Below are 20,402 nucleotides of genomic sequence, written 5' to 3'. Positions count from 1 at the left end.
CCGAATGTAATGATTCGTAGCCGAAAAACCAGCGAAAGCGACTAATTATTCGGTTTGTGTTTCCAGTTGGGTAACGCGGCGGTCGGTAAAGTTCAGGCGATTGGCTGCAAGACTGTCGACCACCTCCTTTAATTCCGGCTCGCGTTGCAACAATTCATCGAGTTCTGTCATCTGGTTCATGGCAATCAGCCGCAGCACATCGTCGCGAATGGTGCCATCGGCCCGGCGCGGCAAAAGCGTGACTGGTTGGATCAGTTCGAGTTTCTGGGCCTTGAGACGATCACGCAGGCTTTTTTCATCGGCGTCTTTCGTTTCCACGAAAGCATAAAGCCCTACGCCCTTGGCAGGAAGGGAATAAAGAGCCAGCGCCACATCGCTTACGCGTGGATCGGATTTGAGGGCTGCCATTATGGCTGGACCTTCATTGTCGATACGGTCACCTGTCCCTTCGCCATCCGACCAGCTGAAGATACCACGGGTAATGAAATTATAGACCTTCTTACCGGTGGCAAGCCAGATACGTGACGGCAGCGAGCGGCGCGCCAGAATTCGCTTTTCGGTCGGTGTCATCAGATGCTTTGCAAAGGAACGCTTCTGTTTGATGAGGTGACGGAAATCTTCATAGGCCAGCAGGCGATAAAGCGCCCCGCGACGCCGATGCGTGCTTGCAAGCTGGAAATCGATGACGGCGGCTTCGCCTTCCGGCGTCATCAGCCAGTTCTGCGGCTTGGCAAGATCATTATGCGTGACGCCAAGGCGACGCATGTCGCGAAGGATACGGTGTGCCGTGCGATACCATTCGCGATTGGACGGGCGCGCCAGATGCAAGGGCGTACCTTCCGTCCAAGAGCGATAAAGCCCGTCGCGGTCGGTATAAAGAAGCTGCGGTACGCCTTCAATGCCGCGGACCGTCTCAAGGCCGCGAATTTCGCGTCGCGCCAGAATCCACGCCAGCGGCCTTGACCACCAGGGTGCAGCACTTACCACGCGGCGAATGATGCGCGTGTCGGGATCGCTCGCGAAATAGCCGGCGCGTGTTTCGGAAAAAACGTCACGCTTGAAAACGGCGGTTTCCACGAACTCCGGCACTTTTATACCGCTGGGCGGCACGTCGATAGGGGTGGGCTTGTGAACCATAAAGTCCCACTACCCATTTGCACACCATCAATCAAGACTTAGCTTCATCGGGCATGTTGCAATCTTGTAAATGAGGGGGCAAAAGAGAAATAGTATTTTTGAGGGAACTGGGTCAGTGATACAAAGCGACGACATCAAACAGATACTGCGCCAGGAACAGGCACTGGTTTTTCCCTCTTTTGATGAAAACGACGCTTTTTCGCTTGGGCAGAGAATTCGCGATATAGCTGTCAGCGAGAAACTCTCCATCGCCATTGATATCTCACTTTGGGATCGCAGGCTGTTCTTCTCGTCTACTGAGGGGGCGACTTCTGACAATGCGGAATGGCTGCGCCGCAAACTCAATGTCGTGCGCCGCTTTCACGCCTCGACCTATCGCCTTGTTCTGGAACAAAAACGCGATGATCGCATGTTCGCGCCGCATAAGGCGCTGGATGTGAATGACTATGCGCTGGCGGGTGGCGGGTTTCCAATCCGTATTGCAGGCGTAGGCGTCATCGGTGCGGCCATCGTTTCAGGCCTGCCGCAACGTGATGATCATAATCTGGTGGTCGGTGCCATTGCAGCCCATCTGGGACAGGATGCGAGCACGCTGGCCCTCGCTGACGTCTAGCATTGGAAGTCGGTTAAGAATTGAAATCCGGAGAATACGCATGTCGCTTGAAAATGCGGTTTGGTTTGAGCGCAATGAAGAAGGAATTGCCGCCGTTGTTGGCATTCTAAAACAGCGTTTCGGCGAGCGCGCCCAGACGGGGCAGGCCATTCGTGAGCAGCACGGCCACACCACAACCTATCTTCCCACACAGGCACCGGATATCGTCATCTTCGTGGACACCACGCAGGATGTGCAGGATGTGGTGCGCGTCTGCGCCGAGCATCGCGTGCCGGTCATAGCTTTTGGTGCCGGTTCCTCGCTCGAAGGCCAGGTTAATGCGCCGGCAGGGGGTGTTTCGCTCGATCTTACACGCATGAACCGTATTCTAGCCGTTCATGCCGAAGACCTCGACTGCGTTATCGAGCCGGGTGTTACACGGCGCGAACTCAACGAGTATCTGCGCGATACCGGGCTGTTTTTTCCCATTGATCCGGGTGCAAATGCCTCCCTTGGCGGCATGGCTGCCACACGCGCCTCCGGCACCAATGCGGTGCGCTATGGCACTATGCGCGAAAACGTACTAGCGCTCAAAGCCGTCATGCCGGACGGTCGGTTGATTGAAACGTCAAAACGCGTGAAGAAAACCGCAGCGGGCTATGATCTGACCCGGCTTCTTATCGGGGCCGAAGGAACACTTGGCATCATTACCGAACTGACGCTCAAACTTCAGGGCATTCCACAGGCAGTTTCCGGCGGCATCTGCCCGTTTCCCGATGTGGAGTCGGCCTGCCGGACGGTAATCGAAACCATCCAGATGGGTGTCCCGGTCGCGCGTATAGAATTGGTCAACACGTTGCAGATGGAAGCGCTTATTCGCTATTCGAAGCTTCCCTATAAAGCGCAGCCTTACCTGTTCGTTGAATTTCACGGAACAGACAGCGGCGTCGCCGAGCAGGCTGAAATATTTGGTGAGATTGCCGCTGCCAATGGCAGCGGTGAATTTCTCTGGACGAAGGACGTGGAGGAGCGCGAACGTCTTTGGCGCGCGCGTCACGACGCCTATTTTGCCTCGCTGCTTCTGCGTCCTGGTTGCAAGGGTGTTTCAACCGATGTCTGTGTGCCGATTTCGCGGCTTGCCGACTGTATCACTGCAACCGAAAAGGACATTGCCGAAAGTGGCATTATCGCGCCCATTGTCGGCCATGTCGGTGACGGAAATTTTCATCTGCTTTTGCTTCTTGATACCGAGGATGCGGACGAGATGGAACGGGCCGAGGAATTCATGGACCGGCTTGTGAAACGCGCCTTGGAGATGTCGGGCACCTGCACGGGCGAGCATGGTATCGGACAGGGCAAGATGAAATATCTGACGCTCGAACTAGGTGATGCCGTGGATTATATGCAGATGGTCAAAAAGGCGCTCGACCCGGACAATATCATGAACCCCGGTAAAATTCTGGTTTCGTGATGTTGTTCCCAGCGTAGATGGGCTTGCACTGAAAACGGTTTCGCACTTTTGGCGAACATGCTCTATGTTGCCACGATGAAAGCGGCGTGATTCACGCACGTTTCGTACATTGGTCTTGCCCGGCACATCGATCTTACTGGAGCTTTTTTTTGAGCCGCATCTTTGTCATCATCGGCGGGTTTCTCGTCTTACTGTTGACTGCCGCGCTGGTGGTGCCGCCTTTCGTGGATTGGGGCGGCTACCGTGCCGATTTTGAGCGCGAGGCGAGCCGCGTTCTCGGGCGTCCTGTCAAAGTCGCGGGCGATGTCAGTGCGCGGCTTTTGCCGTTTCCATCCGTCACTTTCGCAGATGTACGTGTCGGCGCGGATGAGGCTCAGCCGGTTATGACTGTCGACACATTCTCGATGGACGCAGAGCTTATGCCATTTCTGCGGGGGCAGCTGCTGATTTTCGATATGCGGGTCGAACGGCCACGCGCAACGATCGCGCTGGGACAAGATGGCAAAGTCGACTGGGCCATTCGCCCCACCACGCCACTCGATCCCGCGCAGATCAAGGTCGAGCGCCTATCGGTCGAGGATGGTGCCATAACGCTTCATGATCAGGCAAAGGGCCGGACAATTGAATTGACCGCATTCAATGCCGTCATGTCGGCCAACAGCCTTGCCGGACCATGGAAGGCAGATTCGGATTTCAAGCTTGAGGGACGCGCTTTCAAGGCCAATCTTACGAGCGGCGAGGCAAAGCCGGATGGGTCACTCAGGCTTCGTCTACGCTTGTCACCGCAAGCCATCCCTGGAACGCTGGAGACAGATGGCGATGTGGTTTTGAATGATGGAAGGTTGAGTTATTCCGGGGATTTCTCGCTACGCTCCGCCGATATGGTGGCGCAGGTCGGAAAAGGACCAAAAGAGCCTACAGAAAAGCCGTTTTTCAGCGATCTTCGGGTGAATGGAAAATTTAACGCTGATGCCGATCGTTTTGACGCGAGCGAGTTTCGCATGGAGCAGGGGCCGGTTGATAATCCCTATGTCGTGAACGGTAAGGCGTTGCTCGATTATGGTTTGGTGCCGCATTTTGAAGTCAGCGCCGATGGCCAGCAGATTTTCTGGGGACGTGCTGAAGTGCCCGAAGATGAGAAAGCCAAAGCTGTTCCTTTGGCCGATCGTTTTGACACGTTGCATCGCATTCTCGAACAATTGCCGGTTCCGGCCATGCCCGGACGTATCGATCTGCGTCTGCCGGCAGTCATTGCAGGCGGCACGACTATCCGTTCGGTGACAATCAATGCCGAGCCGGACGCTGGCGACTGGAACATTCTCCAGTTCTCGGCCGATCTGCCGGGACGCACGAAGGTCGAGGCCAAGGGCAAGCTTTCGGTCGGTGATGAGTTCGGCTTTACTGGCGATATGCTCGTCGCCTCGCGCCAGCCTTCCGGTCTTGCTGGTTGGCTCAATGAAAGGGTTGACGACTCGATCCGCACGCTTGATCGCGCCGGTTTTTCCGGCAAGGTGAATTTGCGCAGGGGCATACAGCGCATCGACGATCTGGAGATCGGTCTTGGCGGTACAACGCTCAAGGGCTCGCTGTCACGTGAGACGAGAAGCGGGGCAGAGCCTGTCGTGGATATCAGTCTTTCCGGGCAAGCCGTCCAGAGCGAGGCTTTGCAGGCGACGTTCACCCTCTTCTCAGGTGGTGAGGGGCTGGCGCTTCTTAATACACAAGCGCTCAATCTTTCATTCAAGGCGGGGCCAGTCGATTATCAGGATATCCAAGCCCGCAATGTCGATCTGGCGGTGCGATTGCATGACGGGCGGTTTGATTTCGACCGCCTGATGATCAGCGACGTGGCGGGAGCGACCCTGACTGCAACAGGAACTTATGAACCTTTCGCCAATATGCCGTCGGGGTCGCTCGATGCAACCATTCTCTCCGAAGACCTCAGCCGTTTCGTTTCGCTGATGGCTAATCGTTATCCCCAACTACCGTTGTTTCGAGTGCTTTCGGTACGGGCGGCGGACTTCCCGGGGCTTTTCGAAGACAGCGAGATTAACGTCATCGCCAATGCGACCGCTCCAAACCGACAGCTGCCACACGAGGCGATCGCAAAAAACAATGCAGCGCGGGAGAAAACCGCACGCCCTTCCGAAAACAGGTCGAAAATGCCTGCGGGAAATGGCGAGCTTTCCTTCAGTGTCACCGGGAAGACAGGTGCCATGACGCTGGAACTATCGGGAACCGCCAGTGGCGGTGAGGTGGATACTGATCCGTTGCAGATGCAGCTCAATGGCAGCGCGACTTCATCTGAAGGTGAGGCTGTGCTCGCTCTGATCGGCTTTCGGGCACTGCCGCTTGGACTTGCCGGGGAACTCACCGCCGATCTGACCATGCAGGGCGCGCCAAGTGCCGGTATGCGCACGCTTTTAAAGCTGACGGCGCCCGATGGCACCGCTTCTGCGGATGGTGTGATCTCGCTGGTCGGCGAGGATATTGCGGCCAGTGGAAAGGCTACGGTCAACGCCGCTGATCTGCAGCCTTTCATCGCGACAGTGGGTTATGCGCTGCCGGGCTACGGTGCCGGTCTTCCCGTCGATCTTTCCAGCGACTTCCAGTTTGCAAAGGGCATTCTCCGGTTTCCCAACCTCGCTGGTAAACTTGGCGGGGAAGATATTTCGGCGCGGCTAGAGGCGAACCTTGCCGACAGCGGTCTGCCTCTGTTGAAGGGCGAGGCCAAGATTGCGTTGCTGGAAGCGGGCAGTATTGCCGCTATAATGCTCGGCGATGAAGCTCTTGAAGCCGCAAGGCCAAGCGCCAAATCAATCTGGCCGCAAATCCCTTTTTCTGCCCGACCTTCACTGCCCCTGCTCCTCGACATGAAACTCAATGCGTCGCAAATGCATATGGGCGGTTTCGGAGAGGTCAGCGAATTCTCAACACGGCTTCAAAAGACGATGGACGGTGTAAGCCTGAACGAAATCACCGGACACTGGGAAGGCGGATACCTCACCGGCAACCTGTCCTTGCGCAACAGTGACAAGAACGCGCTTCTGACCACTGATATGAAATGGAGTGGTGCCAGCCTTGCCGATTTTTATCGGCTGGAGAATGGCAGTACGCCGCTTGGTGGTACCGTAAAAGCATCGCTTGCCCTCAATGGTAGTGGTGAGAACGCGAGCGATCTGGTCGGTTCTCTTGCCGGTGCGGGGACGTTTGACGTCGAGGATTTTACGGTCGACGGTCTTGATGCGGGAGCGCTGCCTGAGATGTTGGCGACTTCAGATGCAATCAGCGAAGAGCCGGCCAGTGCAGATAAAATGGATGCTGCTCGTTTTGCAGCGGTCACCGAAAAGGCGGTGGGGCAGGGACGCTTCGCGCCGGGCAATGCGCGTTTTGATTTTACAATCGCTGGCGGTATCGCGCGCCTGCCTATGGTGGAACTGAGTGAGGGCAATACTCGCCTTCAAACCACCCTACAAGTCGATCTGACAACGCTCGGTCTTGGCGGCGGCGGTGCCTTTATCTTGCAAAACGAGGCTGCTGCGCAGGCCGGATTTTCTCCGGAAGTGACTTTTACGCTTGATGGTACTTATGATGCGCCGAACGTCCATATAGACCGCCAGCCGCTGGCGCAGTTCTTGGCCCAACGTGTCTTGAAACGTGAGCAGGAGCGCGTCGAAACCATGCAGGCGAGCCTGATGGAAAAACAGCGGCTGCGCCGGGAGCTTGGACTTTTTGAAGCAGGAGCTGCCGAGCGCAGGCGTGTTGTAGCGGAAGCGGAAGCGCGGAGGCTAAGGAACGAGCAGCAAAAAGCACAGAGGCCTGCTTCGGGCGAGGTTGGAGAACCCTTGTCGCCAAGCGGCCAGTCGGTCGAAGATTTCATCAAGAGCCTGCGACCTGATCAATAATTACTGACGGCTTAGATTGCGTCAGTGGCTATCGGGTATTTGCGATTTCAGCCATTCTAGAGCGTGAAGACGCAACGCCGAGGAAAGATTGGTTCCGCGTTCGCGCTGGCTGTCGACCTCTGCGACAACAGCCGCAATCGGTAGGCTGCGCTCTTTGGCTATCTGTGCAATGATTTCAAAGAACGCATCTTCAAGCGTATAGCTTGTGGCGTGGCCGTGTATACTAACCGAATGCTTGCGCAAGGCAGCCTTTGCCTGGTCAGTCTTCAAGAGGCTGCCTGTCATGAGGTTTCGCCTTTATCGTCGTCACGTTCAAGCCGGTTCTGGTCCAGAAAACGTCGAGCCTTCAGAGCCGCTTCATTCGTAGCGTCTTTTTCCGCCTTGGTTCGCCCAAAATCAATACGGTTTTGTTCCGCCTGCTTTTCCTTGGCGTCACGAGCCTTTTTCTTTTTGAACTGTCGCAGGTTGACGATTTCACTCATCGGATCAATCTTCCAGAGCAAAGGTTGGCTCTATCCCGCACCACCAACATCGCTGCTACGGCACCGCTTATCTGAGAGCAGCCTGAGCTATCAAGCGGCGCATAGAAATCCCGCCCCAACATGGTTGCAGTCCGATTGTGTGCAGGCCAAAAACAGGACAGCGTTATTTTTTACGAAAAGCGTCTAGCGAGACCACGTCAGCAGAAGGCTTTTCTTCGCCGTCGGCGGCATCCTTGCCGGTATCTTCAGCTTTTGCGGCGGAAGATTTGCGGGATTTCGTCTTCGGCTTTTCGGGTTTTGCCGCCGGATCGTCATCCACCGGAATCATTTCGACCGGTGCGATAGTGCCGTCTTCATCATTGTCGCTCTCAGGCTGCGCCACCGCGACATCGAATTCCAGCTCGAAATTGACTGAAGGGTCGTAGAAGCCACGAATAGCCGAGAAAGGAATGATCAGCTTTTCCGGGATATCGCCAAATGAGAGCCCGATCTCGAACAAATGGTCAGTAACGTTCATGTCCCAGTACTGGTGCTGCAACACGATGGTCATCTGTTCGGGATATTTCTCCTTCAGTCGCGACGAAATGCGCACACCGGGCGCTTCGGTCAGGAAGGTGATGAAAAAATGATGATTGCCCGGAAGGCCAGCCTTGGCCGCTTCCGCAAGAACCTTGCGGATGACGCCCCTCAGGGCTTCCTGGGCGAGAATATCGTAACGGATAAGGTCCTGTACCATAATTCGCTTATCCCACGGATTCGCGGGTGGATGTCAAGTTAGTTCTTGCAGGAAATGACGATATATATTGTTTCAGCCTGCCTATGAAAGCTCTCAATGGTCTTTTGGAGAGTTTCCGGCGAAGGCAAGCAGGAAAGTGCGCACACCATTGACAGCACTACGTTCGATGATGGTCTCATCGATGCTGTGTCCTGCCAGTGTGTGAAAATGTGTATCGGCGCTGATCAGGGCAAGAAAATGCCGCGCAGCGATATCAGGATCGTCAATCCGCAGATTTCCTGCCAGAGCAAGTCGTGACAGACAGGCGGCGATCGCCGGGACGGCCTGCGCCGGCCCCTTCTTGCTGCAAAGCTGCATGGTGAAGGAGTTGTCGATCTCGTCCGACTGTATCAGGTTGCGCAGAAATGCGGCGGACGGATCATAGATACAGTTTCGGCTCATCCGGATCGCGAATGCAACGAGGGACTGATCCAGATTATCACCCGACTGCGGAAAAGTGGAAATAACCGCGAAAAGGCTAGCGTTCATGCGCTCTAACGCATCCTCTACGACCGCCGATAGCAGCATTTCCTTGTCACGGTAGTGATTGTAGATGGTCTGGCGCGAAACGCCAGCCTCGCTCGCAATCACATCGATGCTGGCGCCCTGAAGCCCGTCACGCGCGAAGACACGTGCCGCAGAGCACAGGATGAAGTCGCGCTTCATACATTGCCCAGGCTTCGCAGCAGCGACCGGACCCTTTGCGGACGGCCCCTGTTTGCCGGAAGAAGGTGGTATCTCGATGATGTCAGCAGGTTTCATAGATCTAACATAAGATGTCTTGACGTTTTGGACAATGGTGTCTAATTTGACATGAGTGTCAAATTTATTTTGGCATATCGTATAGACAGTATCCCACTGCGGTCAATCGTGATGCCTCGCTTGTGAAGGCATAAAATTTAAAACTCGATTATTTGGCAAAAGATACTGAATATACAATGCCTTATTAGTGCTGCTTCTGGATTTTGAGCCTGACGGATCCATCCTCCCTGGAAATGTCAGTGCTCAGTATTTGTGGCAGTGGCCTCACGAAACATTGATGAAAGCGCGTCCTCCCATGACTCCCGGCCTCGTGCGCAATGCTGTTGTTCTTGGTCTTCTTTCTGCCGTCGGTCCCTTTGCAATCGACATGTATCTGCCTGCCTTGCCGACAATTGCCGCTGATCTGCGCGCCGAAACCGGTGCCGTTCAGATGAGCCTGCTGGCATTTTTCGTCGCTCTGGCGATTGCGCAGCTTTTCTACGGTCCCTTGTCCGACATGTTCGGACGTAAAACCCCGCTCTATGTCGGACTGGTGCTTTTTGGTGCGGGCAGCATAGGTTCGGCACTCGCCACCAACATTGATATGCTTGTGCTGTTTCGCTTTGTTCAGGGGCTGGGTGCGGCTGCCGGCATGGTCATTCCGCGCGCTGTTGTGCGTGATCTTCATCGTGGCGTCGAAGCCGCGCGGCTCATGTCGCTTCTAATGCTCGTATTTTCCGTATCGCCGATTCTCGCCCCTCTGACCGGTTCTGTTATCATCGGCTTTTTTGGCTGGCGCGGTGTCTTCTGGGCAGTTCTGATTGCGGCAGTGGCTGCAATCGTGCTTCTGACTGCTTTTCAAAAGGAAACGCGCACACGCGAGGCGCGCCTTGAAAGCAATCTCGCAAGTGCTTTGCGCAGCTATCGGCTACTGTTGAAGGACCGTTACTATCTTGGTCTGGTCTTCATCGGTGGTTTCGGCATTTCATCCTTCTTCGTCTATCTGGCGAATTCGTCCTTCGTGCTGATTGATCATTATGGCCTTACACCCAATCAATATGCGCTGGCCTTTTCTGCCAATGCGGTGTCGTTCTTCGGCGTGTCGCAGCTGAACGGATGGCTTGGAGCGCGCTTCGGGCTACGCCGCGTGATGCGCATCGCGGTGTCGGGATTTGCCGCGGCGATGCTCGCCATGTATGTGGCTGTGCTGATGGGCCATCATTCTCTGTGGCTGATCGCTGCTTTTCTGTTTGTCGGCTATGGGTTTCTTGGCCTCGTTATCCCGACGACGGCAGTTCTGGCTCTGGAGAACTACGGCAGCATTGCGGGCACCGCTTCAGCGCTCATGGGAACATTGCATTTCATCATAGGCGGAGCGGCGATTGCGCTTACCAGCGCATATTTTGATGGAACCGTTGTTCCTATGGCGGCGGGTATCGCAGGATGCGCCGTGAGCGCATTCGTGCTGACACAAATCATTCTGCCGCGCAAAGCGGATGAGTTCGATGTAGCTCCAGCTTGAAAGAAAGTGGAGGCTTCTGTTGCCAGGTGCCTCCGAACCCCGCCTTGAGGGGCTAACCCCAAGGACTTTAGAGTGGGTTTCCCGCACCGCCATTAGGCAGCGAGAGCATAACCCTGAGCTTTGTTGTCATTTGCAACTACTCAATTGACCCGATAACGGTGGTATCATGCCGAGTAAAAGAGCGATCTTTACACCCTTGTCGATCCTATTTCGCCCCCACCACAGCGCAAGCCCAACTCTTTAGCCTGCGTTCTGGTGGAGGCGCCGGGTACCGCCCCCGGGTCCAATAGGTTTATTACACCGTCCATTTATCACCATAGCTGGCTTGCACCAGCAAGGCTTATATAGGCAAGGTGGATGCGGATTGGAAGAGGGAATGCAGGAATTGGCAGTATTGCCGGCTTTCTTTATTGATGGTCTGCATGGTCATTTTCCGTTGACAGCCTGCTTTCTGTGGTCAATCCTCGCACCATATCTCGGGATTTGTCGATAGCTTAAGGTTGTTCGCTTGTCCCATGACCTGAAACGGGATGATCTGTCCCAATGCAAGGAGAATGAAGAGATGAGTGACTATATCGCGGACGTTCGTCGTTACGATGCTGCAGCCGACGAAGCGGTTGTGGGGAAAATTGTCAGCCATTTGGGTATTGCATTGCGCAATCGCGATTCTTCGCTCGTTTCGGTGACCGACCCAGAAGAATTGAAGCGCGTGCGTGATAGCTGGGTCGCCAAGAAGCTTGGCGTTGCCGATGAAGCCAAGGCGGAAGAAGTGGTCAATCACGTCGCTGAAGTCATGAAGGGCGATCGCAACAAGAGCCGCGTCACCTACTATTATCTGGTGGCCAAGCAGCTCGGCAAACTCGGAGACCTTTGATCGGCTCCTTTTGATTGTGGCCGCTTTGATTGTGGAATTTGAACCCGGTGCACCCTGCGCCGGGTTTTGTCGTTATAGTAAGGTCTCACGAATCGGTCTTGGAAACTCCTATGCGCACCTATTTCGATCTTCTCCAGCATGTGCTTGATAACGGCGTTGATCGTGGCGATCGCACAGGAACGGGGACGCGTTCGGTATTCGGCTATCAGATGCGTTTCAATCTGGAGGAGGGCTTTCCTGTCCTGACCACCAAGAAGCTGCATCTGCGCTCCATTATTCATGAGCTGTTGTGGTTTCTCAAAGGCGATACCAACATTGCCTATCTGAAAGACAATGGCGTTACGATCTGGGATGAATGGGCTGACGAGAATGGCGATCTCGGTCCCGTTTACGGCTATCAGTGGCGGTCGTGGCCAGCGCCCGACGGGCGGCATATCGACCAGATTGCCAATCTTTTGAAAATGCTGCGAGACAATCCGCAATCGCGTCGCCTGATCGTATCAGCGTGGAACCCGGCACTGGTTGATGAAATGGCACTGCCGCCCTGTCATTGCCTGTTCCAGTTCTATGTTGCCGAAGGCAAATTGTCGTGCCAGCTTTATCAGCGTTCAGCGGATATTTTTCTCGGTGTGCCGTTCAATATCGCCTCTTATGCCCTGCTGACGATGATGATTGCACAAGTCGTGGGACTAAAGCGGGGCGATTTCGTCCATACGCTGGGTGACGCACATTTATATTCCAATCATTTTGAGCAGGCGCGGGAGCAATTGACCCGCAGCCCAAAGAAACTGCCCACCCTGCATATCAATCCCGATGTCAAAGACCTGTTTCAATTCCGATTTGAGGATTTTGAATTGCAGAACTATGAAGCTGATCCAACGATCAGGGCCCCAATTGCGGTATGATTAATATGCATGAGCCGTTGCTTTCCATCATTGTTGCTGCGGCCGAAAACGGCGTTATCGGTCGTGATGGCGATATGCCGTGGAAGCTCTCGACGGATTTAAAGCGTTTCAAAGCGCTGACCCTTGGCAAACCGGTTATCATGGGGCGCAAGACGTGGGACTCGATTGGCCGAGCTTTGCCGGGACGCCCTAATATCGTGATCACGCGCGACGAGAATTTTGCTGCAGAAGGCGCGCAGATCGTGCGCTCCGTGGAACAGGCGATATCGCTTGGCCGCAAACTTGCTGGCGAAATGAATGTCAGTGACGTCTGCATCATAGGTGGTGGCAATATTTATGCGCAGGCGTTGCCATTCGTGGACTATGTGCATCTGACGCGTGTGCTCGCTTCTATTGAAGGGGACACATATTTCCCGAAAATCGATTCGTCGGCATGGCAGCTTTCAACTGCTGAGGATGTGCCTTCCGGTGAGAAGGACAGCCACCCAACACGCTATATGGTATACAAAAGGCGTGTTTCGTAAAGCATAGCGGTATAAATTTGCCGTCTTGCGTTGAAACCAGCCCTCGCGATGCCTATAAAACGGAAACATTAGTTGATGACGGGAGGCATTGCACCTCGCGTCACGCGGACGAGAGGTGAGGATGCCCTGGAGTAATCAGAATGGCGGCGGCGGCCCATGGGGCGGTGGCGGCGATAATAATAACAATAATAATGGTGGTCCATGGGGACAGGGTCCGAAAGGACCAAAGGGTGGTGGCCAGAACACGCCCCCTGATCTCGAAGATATTCTGCGTAAAGGCCAAGACCGTCTGAAGAAGGTGTTTCCGGGTGGCGGTGGCGGCGGCACTGGTAGCAGCCGAGCGATCGTTTTCCTCGTCGGTGCGGCTTTGCTCGGTTTTTGGGTATTCCAGTCTGTCTATACCGTGCAGCCTGATGAGATTGCCGTCGAACTTCGCTTCGGCAAGCCCAAAGATACGGTTTCTGGCGAAGGTCTGCATTTCCATTGGTGGCCAGTCGAGACCTACGAAAAGGCCCAGATCGTTGAAAAGCAGATCAATATTGGCGGACAGGGTTCGAGCACGGCCACGCAAGGCTTGATGCTGACGGGCGATCAGAACATCGTCAATGTCCAGTTCTCCGTTCTTTACCGCGTTGCTGATGCGCGTGCCTATCTGTTCAATGTCGATAGTCCCGACAATATGGTGCAGCAGGTTTCCGAGAGCGCGATGCGTGAGATTGTTGGTCGCCGTCCGGCGCAGGATATTTTCCGCGACAATCGTGAAGATATTTCTCAGAGTGTTCAGCGTATTGTTCAGTCGACGCTCGACAATTACAAGACCGGTATCCAGATCAATTCGGTTTCCATCGAAGATGCCGCGCCGCCGCAGGAAGTGGCCGATGCCTTTGAAGAAGTCCAGCGTGCAGAGCAGGACGAGGACCGTTTCAAGGACGAGGCCAACAAATACGCCAATCAGGAACTAGGAAAGGCGCGCGGTCAGGCTTCGCAGATCCGCGAAGATGCGGCAGCTTACAAGAACCGTGTCGTGCAGGACGCGCAAGGTGAGGCGCAGCGTTTCAGTTCGGTTCAGGCCGAATATGAAAAAGCACCGGAAGTTACCCGTAACCGCCTGTTCCTTGAAACGATGGAAGGCGTTCTGAAGAGCACCAAGAAAATCATCGTCGAACAAGGCAAGGGCGTTGTGCCTTATCTGCCGTTGAATGAACTTATGCGGCAGCAGCCGCGGACAGGTGCTGCAGGCGGCACCGTTCCAGCATCGACGACAACTCCAACATCTGCGACCGGAGGTAACCAGTAATGGCTCAGAACAGACTTCCGATCATTGGCGGTATCGTCGCTTTTATTATTTTTCTGGTCTATTCGTCCGTTTATATCGTCAATGAGCGCGAACAGGCGATTGTCGTCCGCTTTGGCCAGATCGTGGATGTGCGCACGCAACCGGGCATCTATTTCAAACTTCCCTTCAGCATGTTCGATGCCGATACGGTGCAGATTGTCGATAATCGTTTGTTGCGCTTTGATCTCGAAGATATTCGTGTTCAGGTGTCGGGCGGCAAGTTCTACGATGTGGATGCGTTCCTGACTTATCGTATTTCGAATGCCCGCGTTTTCCGCCAGAGCGTTGAGGGTGCCAGCAGAACACTTGCTGAACAGCGTTTGCAAACCCGGCTGAACGCCTCGCTGCGTAGTGTTTACGGCAAGCGTCAGTTCGAGGCGGCTCTTTCCGAAGAGCGTGGCGATATGATGCGCGAAGTGCGTGACCAGATGCGCAACTATGCGAGTTCGCTGGGGCTGGAAATCGTTGATGTGCGTATTCGCCGTACGGACTTGACGGCGGATGTGTCCAAGCAGACCTATGAGCGCATGAAGGAAGAGCGATTGGCGGAAGCCGAGCGCCTGCGTGCAGGTGGCCGCGCGGAAGCACAGCGTATTCGTGCTGTTGCCGATCGCCAGGTTGTCGAATTGCTGGCGCAAGCGCGCAAGGAGTCTGAAATCCTGCGTGGTGAAGGCGAAGCTGAGCGCAGTGATATCTTTGCGCAATCGGCATCGAAAGATCCGGGCTTCTTTGCCTTCTATCGTTCGATGGCTGCCTATCGGCAAGCATTGCAGACGCCTGAGACCACGATGGTTCTGTCGCCGGATTCGGAGTTCTTCAAGTTCTTCCGTGATGCGGGTGGCCGATTGGCGACCCCTGAACAGTAAAGTCGGGACAGGCGATTTATGGCCGATTTTCTAGCCGCCGTGGGGCTCCTCTTCGTCTTCGAAGGGCTGCTCTATGGCGGCTTTCCTGCTTTGGCGAGAAAACTTGCGAAAGAAGCCAGTGAGACGCCCGAAAACGCTCTGCGTGTAGCGGGTATTGCAGCGCTTGCTATCGGTGTCGCTATTGTCTGGTTTGTCCGGGGGTAATGCGTTTATCCGCTCTATTCGGTTTAAAAATGCTCTATTTCTTTTGGCCGGACTAGGCGAGGCCGCAAACAGGCCTTATTTTGCGACGATCTAATCAGACGAGCGTGGCGGATCTGAAATTCGTATCACTTTGGAGCAACACTTTGATCGAAATTCAGATTCAAACCCACCACACCCGCCTGTTCACCATGCAGGCCTAATTTGATCGCGGACACAGGAACGGAGCGGAGCTTTATGGCAAGTGCACCCAAGGCGGGATTTGCTCGCACTCTATTGGCAACCGTGGCTTTGGGGGCATTGGTCGTAACCGGAGCCATGCCAGCCGTTGCGCAACAGGCCGTAATGACGCGGGGGCCTGCTTCTGTAGCGGATATAGCCGAAGGCCTGCTTGATTCGGTGGTCAATATCTCCACATCTCAGACTGTGAAGAATGAAGGTGGCGAGGGGGATGATGGCCCTGTCCCCATGCCGAATGTGCCGGAAGGTTCTCCGTTTCAAGACTACTTCAAGGATTTCTTTGATAATAAGGGTGGCAGAAAAGGCGATGATTCGCGCAAAGTGCAATCGCTTGGGTCGGGTTTTGTGATCGATGCCGCCAAAGGCTTTATCGTTACCAACAATCACGTCATCGCCGATGCTGACGAGATTGAGGTCAATTTCACAGATGGCTCCAAGCTGAAAGCCGAACTGGTCGGCAAGGACACCAAGACCGATCTTGCCGTGCTCAAGGTTGATCCCTCCAAGCGCAAGCTTACCGCTGTGCAATTTGGCAATTCGGAAAAAGCGCGCATCGGTGACTGGGTTCTGGCAATTGGCAATCCGTTCGGTCTTGGCGGTACGGTGACAACGGGCATTATTTCTGCGCGTAAGCGCGATATTCAATCTGGCCCCTATGATGATTTCATCCAGACCGATGCCGCCATCAATCGCGGCAATTCCGGTGGTCCGCTTTTCGATATGGAAGGCAAGGTGATTGGCGTCAATACGGCCATTATTTCCCCTTCCGGCGGCTCGATCGGGATCGGGTTTGCCATTCCCTCCGAAATGGCCGTCGGCGTGATCGATCAGCTCAAGGAGTTTGGCGAGGTCAAGCGCGGCTGGCTCGGTATCCGTATTCAGCCCGTGACGCAGGATATCGCCGACAGCTTAGGCCTGAAAGCCGCCAAGGGCGCGCTGATTGGTGGGCTGATTGAAAATTCAGGCGTCGATAACAAGGCGCTGAAAGCGGGTGATGTCATCATCCGTTTTGAGGGCAAGGCGGTCGATACGGCGCGTGATTTGCCGCGTCTGGTCGCCGAAAGCCCGGTCGGCAAGGAAGTCAAGATCGTAGTCGTGCGTGATGGTGCCGAGCAGACGCTCAAGGTCAAGCTCGGGCGTCTGGTTGAAGACGATAGGAGCATGGAGACTGCAACCGAGGATCAGGCTCCGCCGCCTGATGCAGAAGAGGGTGAAGACGAAGGACAGGAACTGCCCGATGGTGTGCTGCCCGAAACACCTCAAAAAAAGACGGACAAAAATAAAGCAGATGAGGACAGCGCTAAAAGCGAGGCCGCTCTTTCGGTCCTCGGCATGAAACTGGCGGAACTCGATGACGAGGTTCGTGGTGAATTTGGCATTGCCGAAGACGTTCAGGGTGTTGCCATTCTTTATGTCGCACCCGGATCAGCAGCGGGTGAAAAGCGGGTTGAAACCGGCGATGTTATTGTCGATGTCGGGCAGGTGAATGTGAAGACGCCGCAAGATGTGAAGAAACGCATCGATGCATTGCGTCGTGAGAATCGCAAGAACGCGCTTTTGATGCTGGCTTCGCGTTCAGGTGAATTGCGCTTTGTGACTGTACGGATCGACTGATATTGGAAACCGTTGATGTTGTGGTGATCGGCGCGGGCGCTGCCGGAATGATGTGCGCGATTGAAGCAGCCAGGCGCGGACGTTCGGTGCTCCTTGTTGATCATGCTAAAACAGCCGGCGACAAAATCCGTATTTCCGGTGGAGGGCGCTGCAATTTCACCAATCTGCATGCCGGCCCTAAAAACTACCTGTCGCAAAATCCGCACTTTTGCATCTCGGCGCTCAAGCGCTATACGCAGCGCGACTTTATCGCGATGATCGAGCGCCATCGCATTGCCTATCATGAGAAGACGCTGGGGCAGCTTTTCTGCGATGGCTCTGCCACGCAGATCATCGACATGCTGCTGGGTGAAATGCGTCGCCATCGTGCGCGGCTGCAACTTGCCTGTTCGGTGAGTAAGATTGAAAAAAACGCTGATGGTTTTGATGTTCAACTGACGGATGGTTCATTTCGTTGCCGTTCGTTGGTTGTGGCCTGTGGTGGAAAATCCATTCCCAAAATGGGGGCGACTGGTTTCGGCTATGAGATTGCTGCGCAATTCGGTTTGCGGCTTGTCGAAACGCGGCCCGCATTGGTGCCGCTCACCTTTGAGCCGGTAACACTTGAGCGTCTCAAGCCGCTGGCGGGGATTGCACTTGATGCCTCGGTGTCTTGCGGTAAAACCAGTTTTGACGAGGCCATGCTGTTTACGCATCGCGGTATCAGCGGGCCCTCCATTCTGCAAATTTCGTCCTTCTGGAAAGAAGGTGATGAAATTCGCATTGATATGCTACCCGGAACCGATCTTTTTGAAGCTTTGCGAAAAGAGCGCTCGACAAACGGAAAACAGGCCTTGCAGACCGTGCTAGGCTTTCACCTGCCCAAAAAACTGGCGCAGACACTGGCCGAGGAAAACGGCACCGGCACTCATCTCGCCGATATGTCGGACAAGGTTTTGCGACGGGTTGAGGCTGCGGTGCGTGACTGGCGTATAAAGCCGGCCGGTTCGGAAGGGTACCGGACGGCGGAAGTGACCTTGGGTGGTGTCGATACGCGTGACCTTGATCAGCGCACCATGGAAGCCAAGTCCGTTCCCGGGCTTTATTTCATTGGCGAAGTGGTCGATGTCACCGGCTGGCTGGGCGGCTATAATTTCCAGTGGGCATGGTCATCAGGCTGGTGCGCCGGTCAGGTTGCGTAAGCCGATTATTTCCAGAGAACCGATCTGAATGAACCAGATCGGTTCTTTTGTTTTTTGAATTAACGCGCATTTTATCCGAAAACCGTTTCACACATTCTCAGAATGCACTCTATTCTACGAAATCAGCTTTTCGATACCCTTGAATATAGAGAAGTGCTGTCAGGTCGCCATGATCGATTCTGACTTTTGCCTGTGCTGCCACAGCGGGTTTTGCGTGTAACGCCACGCCCGTTCCTGCAAGCTGTATCATGCCCAGATCGTTGGCACCGTCACCCACTGCTATGGCGTCTTCGGGTGTAAGCCCCAGTCGGTCGGCGATGGCTTCAAGTCGCTCGACCTTGGCCTCCCGGCCGAGAATCGGTTCTGCGACTGTGCCGGAAAGGTTTGCCCCGTCATTGAGAAGCTGGTTTGCGCGATTTTCGTTAAAACCGACCATTTCTGCAATCCGCTGGGTGAAGGCGGTAAAACCGCCCGAGACGAGAGCTGTATAAGCGCCATGCTTGCGCATCGTGCGCACCAGTTCCGGTCCGCCCGGCATTAATGTGATGCGCGTCGCAATCACCTTGTCGATCACAGCAACCGGCAGGCCTTTCAAGAGCGCGACGCGTTCGCGCAGGGCTGGCTCAAATTCTATTTCACCATTCATGGCGCGCACGGTGATCTCTGCGACACGCTCGCGCAGCCCCGCTTCCTCGGCAAGCTCGTCGATACATTCCTGTTCGATCATGGTCGAATCCATATCGGCGATCAGGATTTTCTTGCGGCGGCTGTCCTGTTCCTGCACAACGATATCGATTGGCTCGCCGTTGAGCGCATGACGCAGCAAGGCGTGTGCCTCGTCCGCTTTAATGCCGTGGGTAAGCGGGATATCGCAGGCAATACCGTCAGCAAGCCAGTAAAGTCCTGTTGCATTCGTGGCCGCCGAGGCTTTAATCCCAAGCGCGGGTACGAGACTGGCTTTGGCCGGATTGGCAATCAGGGTGGCAACGAGAGAGGCGGATGCGGACATGAGGGACTATTTCCTGCGATGACAAGGGACGCGATCAACAACGCAATCCTGATAGCCGGACCGACGGCCAGCGGCAAGTCGGCTCTTGCACTTGCGTTTGCGCGGCAAACCGGCGGGTTCATCGTCAATGCCGATTCCATGCAGGTCTATGACGTGCTCGACTGTCTCACGGCACGTCCGGGAGCTTACGACCTGAAGGAAGCCGAACACTATCTCTATGGCCATATCTCGCCAAGGCTCAGCTATTCTACCGGCAAGTGGTTTGAGGATGTTGCCTCTCTTTTAATGCGCCCAGAGCTTACAGGACGAACGCCGGTTTTTGTCGGCGGTACCGGGCTTTATTTTCGCGCTCTGCTTGGCGGGTTGTCGCAAATGCCGCAAGTGCCGCAGGATGTGCGCGATCAATGGCGCGAGCGCATGCGCGACGAGGGGCCGGAAAGCCTCCATCGCATCTTGTCGGAGCGCGACCCGCAAATCGCTGCCACACTGCAACCGACCGATAGCCAGCGCATTGTGCGCGCCCTTGAAGTGCTTGAAGGCACCGGAAAGTCTTTGCTTGAATGGCATGGTGCCAAGGGTGAGGCCTTGGTGGATGCTGCCTCTGCCCGCAAGATCGTCCTTCTGCCGGAGCGTGACGTGTTGTCAGCGCGCATCGCGCAGCGCTTTGCTTCGATGTGGGACGAAGGTGCACTCAATGAGGTAAAGGCACTTCTGGCTCTGCGGCTTGATCCTGCCTTGCCCGCCATGAAGGCAATCGGTGTGCGGGAAATATCAGCATTTTTTGAAGGCGCAATGAGCGCGCAGGAAGCAATCGATCGTTCAGTGATTGCCACGCGGCAATATGCCAAACGCCAGTCGACATGGTTTCGCAACCAGCTTGATGATAGTTGGAAATTTGTGAGCGGTGCCGAACAAGCCTTGAAATAAAGTTAGTATTCAGCGGCCCATATATTAAGCAAATATTGCCACTCACATATTTATGCGTTGACGGCACCATTTTGGGCGACTACTGTCCGCGCATGAACAA

Annotated in this window: 19 protein-coding genes and 1 other RNA gene; 13 read left to right on the top strand and 7 right to left on the bottom strand. The window is 54.9% G+C overall.

What is annotated here, in order from left to right:
* Positions 1–45: 45 nt before the first annotated feature.
* Positions 46–1,137, bottom strand: a complete 1,092-nt coding sequence (locus tag AAIB41_RS05915; protein WP_343312322.1) for a serine/threonine protein kinase — start codon at positions 1,135–1,137, stop codon at positions 46–48.
* A gap of 115 nt (positions 1,138–1,252) precedes the next feature.
* On the opposite strand from AAIB41_RS05915, the gene AAIB41_RS05910 reads away from it, so the two are divergent.
* From AAIB41_RS05910 to AAIB41_RS05900, 3 genes are all read left to right on the top strand, one after another.
* Positions 1,253–1,750, top strand: a complete 498-nt coding sequence (locus tag AAIB41_RS05910; RefSeq protein ID WP_343312321.1) for a heme-degrading domain-containing protein — start codon at positions 1,253–1,255, stop codon at positions 1,748–1,750.
* A 40-nt stretch (positions 1,751–1,790) separates the two neighbouring features.
* On the top strand, positions 1,791–3,200 hold the full coding sequence (locus AAIB41_RS05905; protein ID WP_343312320.1) for an FAD-linked oxidase C-terminal domain-containing protein: 1,410 nt from the start codon (positions 1,791–1,793) through the stop codon (positions 3,198–3,200).
* 149 nt (positions 3,201–3,349) lie between these two features.
* Entirely contained in the window at positions 3,350–7,105 is a 3,756-nt protein-coding gene (locus AAIB41_RS05900; RefSeq protein WP_343312318.1) for an AsmA family protein, read from the top strand.
* A gap of 21 nt (positions 7,106–7,126) precedes the next feature.
* On the opposite strand, the gene AAIB41_RS05895 is transcribed toward AAIB41_RS05900, so the two are convergent.
* The 4 genes from AAIB41_RS05895 to AAIB41_RS05880 all read right to left on the bottom strand — a co-directional run bounded on the left by AAIB41_RS05895 (position 7,127) and on the right by AAIB41_RS05880 (position 9,124).
* Positions 7,127–7,390, bottom strand: coding sequence for a ribbon-helix-helix domain-containing protein (locus AAIB41_RS05895; RefSeq protein WP_343312317.1), 264 nt, complete (start codon positions 7,388–7,390; stop codon positions 7,127–7,129).
* Positions 7,387–7,587: a DUF4169 family protein gene (locus tag AAIB41_RS05890; RefSeq protein ID WP_343312316.1), complete on the bottom strand. Its 201-nt coding sequence runs from the start codon at positions 7,585–7,587 to the stop codon at positions 7,387–7,389. Before AAIB41_RS05890 ends, AAIB41_RS05895 begins: the two co-directional genes overlap by 4 nt.
* Positions 7,588–7,750: 163 nt before the next feature.
* Complete coding sequence (locus tag AAIB41_RS05885) at positions 7,751–8,323, bottom strand: SspB family protein (protein WP_343312315.1); 573 nt, start codon at positions 8,321–8,323, stop codon at positions 7,751–7,753.
* 93 nt (positions 8,324–8,416) lie between these two features.
* Entirely contained in the window at positions 8,417–9,124 is a 708-nt protein-coding gene (locus tag AAIB41_RS05880; protein ID WP_343312314.1) for a TetR/AcrR family transcriptional regulator, read from the bottom strand.
* A gap of 295 nt (positions 9,125–9,419) precedes the next feature.
* Here AAIB41_RS05880 and AAIB41_RS05875 point away from each other — a divergent pair, with 295 nt between their 5' ends.
* Entirely contained in the window at positions 9,420–10,625 is a 1,206-nt protein-coding gene (locus tag AAIB41_RS05875; protein WP_343314680.1) for a multidrug effflux MFS transporter, read from the top strand.
* 5 nt (positions 10,626–10,630) lie between these two features.
* Here AAIB41_RS05875 and ssrA read toward each other — a convergent pair.
* Positions 10,631–10,999, bottom strand: a transfer-messenger RNA (tmRNA) gene (gene ssrA / locus AAIB41_RS05870).
* 188 nt (positions 11,000–11,187) lie between these two features.
* On the opposite strand from ssrA, the gene AAIB41_RS05865 reads away from it, so the two are divergent.
* The 8 genes from AAIB41_RS05865 to AAIB41_RS05830 all read left to right on the top strand — a co-directional run bounded on the left by AAIB41_RS05865 (position 11,188) and on the right by AAIB41_RS05830 (position 18,366).
* Entirely contained in the window at positions 11,188–11,499 is a 312-nt protein-coding gene (locus tag AAIB41_RS05865; protein ID WP_343312313.1) for a DUF2853 family protein, read from the top strand.
* A 110-nt stretch (positions 11,500–11,609) separates the two neighbouring features.
* Positions 11,610–12,404 (top strand): thymidylate synthase, encoded by a 795-nt coding sequence (locus AAIB41_RS05860; RefSeq protein ID WP_343312312.1) that lies wholly within the window; start codon positions 11,610–11,612, stop codon positions 12,402–12,404.
* A gap of 5 nt (positions 12,405–12,409) precedes the next feature.
* Positions 12,410–12,928, top strand: coding sequence for a dihydrofolate reductase (locus AAIB41_RS05855; protein WP_343312310.1), 519 nt, complete (start codon positions 12,410–12,412; stop codon positions 12,926–12,928).
* Between the two features lie 121 nt (positions 12,929–13,049).
* Positions 13,050–14,225 (top strand): FtsH protease activity modulator HflK, encoded by a 1,176-nt coding sequence (gene hflK / locus AAIB41_RS05850; protein WP_343312308.1) that lies wholly within the window; start codon positions 13,050–13,052, stop codon positions 14,223–14,225.
* Complete coding sequence (locus tag AAIB41_RS05845) at positions 14,225–15,130, top strand: protease modulator HflC (RefSeq protein WP_343312307.1); 906 nt, start codon at positions 14,225–14,227, stop codon at positions 15,128–15,130. Before hflK ends, AAIB41_RS05845 begins: the two co-directional genes overlap by 1 nt.
* 18 nt (positions 15,131–15,148) lie before the next feature.
* Complete coding sequence (locus AAIB41_RS05840; protein WP_343312306.1) at positions 15,149–15,334, top strand: DUF2065 family protein; 186 nt, start codon at positions 15,149–15,151, stop codon at positions 15,332–15,334.
* A gap of 234 nt (positions 15,335–15,568) precedes the next feature.
* Positions 15,569–17,185 (top strand): Do family serine endopeptidase, encoded by a 1,617-nt coding sequence (locus tag AAIB41_RS05835; RefSeq protein ID WP_343312305.1) that lies wholly within the window; start codon positions 15,569–15,571, stop codon positions 17,183–17,185.
* 2 nt (positions 17,186–17,187) lie between these two features.
* Positions 17,188–18,366, top strand: coding sequence for an NAD(P)/FAD-dependent oxidoreductase (locus tag AAIB41_RS05830; protein WP_343312304.1), 1,179 nt, complete (start codon positions 17,188–17,190; stop codon positions 18,364–18,366).
* 109 nt (positions 18,367–18,475) lie between these two features.
* On the opposite strand, the gene serB is transcribed toward AAIB41_RS05830, so the two are convergent.
* Entirely contained in the window at positions 18,476–19,375 is a 900-nt protein-coding gene (serB, locus tag AAIB41_RS05825; protein WP_343312303.1) for a phosphoserine phosphatase SerB, read from the bottom strand.
* Positions 19,376–19,393: 18 nt separating this feature from the next.
* Here serB and miaA point away from each other — a divergent pair, with 18 nt between their 5' ends.
* Positions 19,394–20,302, top strand: coding sequence for a tRNA (adenosine(37)-N6)-dimethylallyltransferase MiaA (miaA, locus tag AAIB41_RS05820; protein ID WP_343312301.1), 909 nt, complete (start codon positions 19,394–19,396; stop codon positions 20,300–20,302).
* The last annotated feature ends 100 nt before the right edge of the window (positions 20,303–20,402 follow it).

Source organism: Brucella sp. BE17 (assembly GCF_039545455.1).
Lineage (GTDB): Bacteria > Pseudomonadota > Alphaproteobacteria > Rhizobiales > Rhizobiaceae > Brucella.
This window is presented reverse-complemented; position numbering and strand designations above follow the sequence as displayed.

Coding starts and splice junctions, on each gene's coding strand:
- AAIB41_RS05875 (WP_343314680.1), top strand. CDS start 9,420: ATGACTCCCGGCCTCGTGCGCAATGCTGTTGTTCTTGGTCTTCTTTCT.
- AAIB41_RS05845 (WP_343312307.1), top strand. CDS start 14,225: ATGGCTCAGAACAGACTTCCGATCATTGGCGGTATCGTCGCTTTTATT.
- AAIB41_RS05915 (WP_343312322.1), bottom strand. CDS start 1,137: ATGGTTCACAAGCCCACCCCTATCGACGTGCCGCCCAGCGGTATAAAA.
- AAIB41_RS05835 (WP_343312305.1), top strand. CDS start 15,569: ATGGCAAGTGCACCCAAGGCGGGATTTGCTCGCACTCTATTGGCAACC.
- AAIB41_RS05860 (WP_343312312.1), top strand. CDS start 11,610: ATGCGCACCTATTTCGATCTTCTCCAGCATGTGCTTGATAACGGCGTT.
- hflK (WP_343312308.1), top strand. CDS start 13,050: ATGCCCTGGAGTAATCAGAATGGCGGCGGCGGCCCATGGGGCGGTGGC.
- serB (WP_343312303.1), bottom strand. CDS start 19,375: ATGTCCGCATCCGCCTCTCTCGTTGCCACCCTGATTGCCAATCCGGCC.
- AAIB41_RS05885 (WP_343312315.1), bottom strand. CDS start 8,323: ATGGTACAGGACCTTATCCGTTACGATATTCTCGCCCAGGAAGCCCTG.
- AAIB41_RS05895 (WP_343312317.1), bottom strand. CDS start 7,390: ATGACAGGCAGCCTCTTGAAGACTGACCAGGCAAAGGCTGCCTTGCGC.
- AAIB41_RS05865 (WP_343312313.1), top strand. CDS start 11,188: ATGAGTGACTATATCGCGGACGTTCGTCGTTACGATGCTGCAGCCGAC.
- AAIB41_RS05855 (WP_343312310.1), top strand. CDS start 12,410: ATGCATGAGCCGTTGCTTTCCATCATTGTTGCTGCGGCCGAAAACGGC.
- AAIB41_RS05890 (WP_343312316.1), bottom strand. CDS start 7,587: ATGAGTGAAATCGTCAACCTGCGACAGTTCAAAAAGAAAAAGGCTCGT.
- AAIB41_RS05905 (WP_343312320.1), top strand. CDS start 1,791: ATGTCGCTTGAAAATGCGGTTTGGTTTGAGCGCAATGAAGAAGGAATT.
- AAIB41_RS05880 (WP_343312314.1), bottom strand. CDS start 9,124: ATGAAACCTGCTGACATCATCGAGATACCACCTTCTTCCGGCAAACAG.
- miaA (WP_343312301.1), top strand. CDS start 19,394: ATGACAAGGGACGCGATCAACAACGCAATCCTGATAGCCGGACCGACG.
- AAIB41_RS05840 (WP_343312306.1), top strand. CDS start 15,149: ATGGCCGATTTTCTAGCCGCCGTGGGGCTCCTCTTCGTCTTCGAAGGG.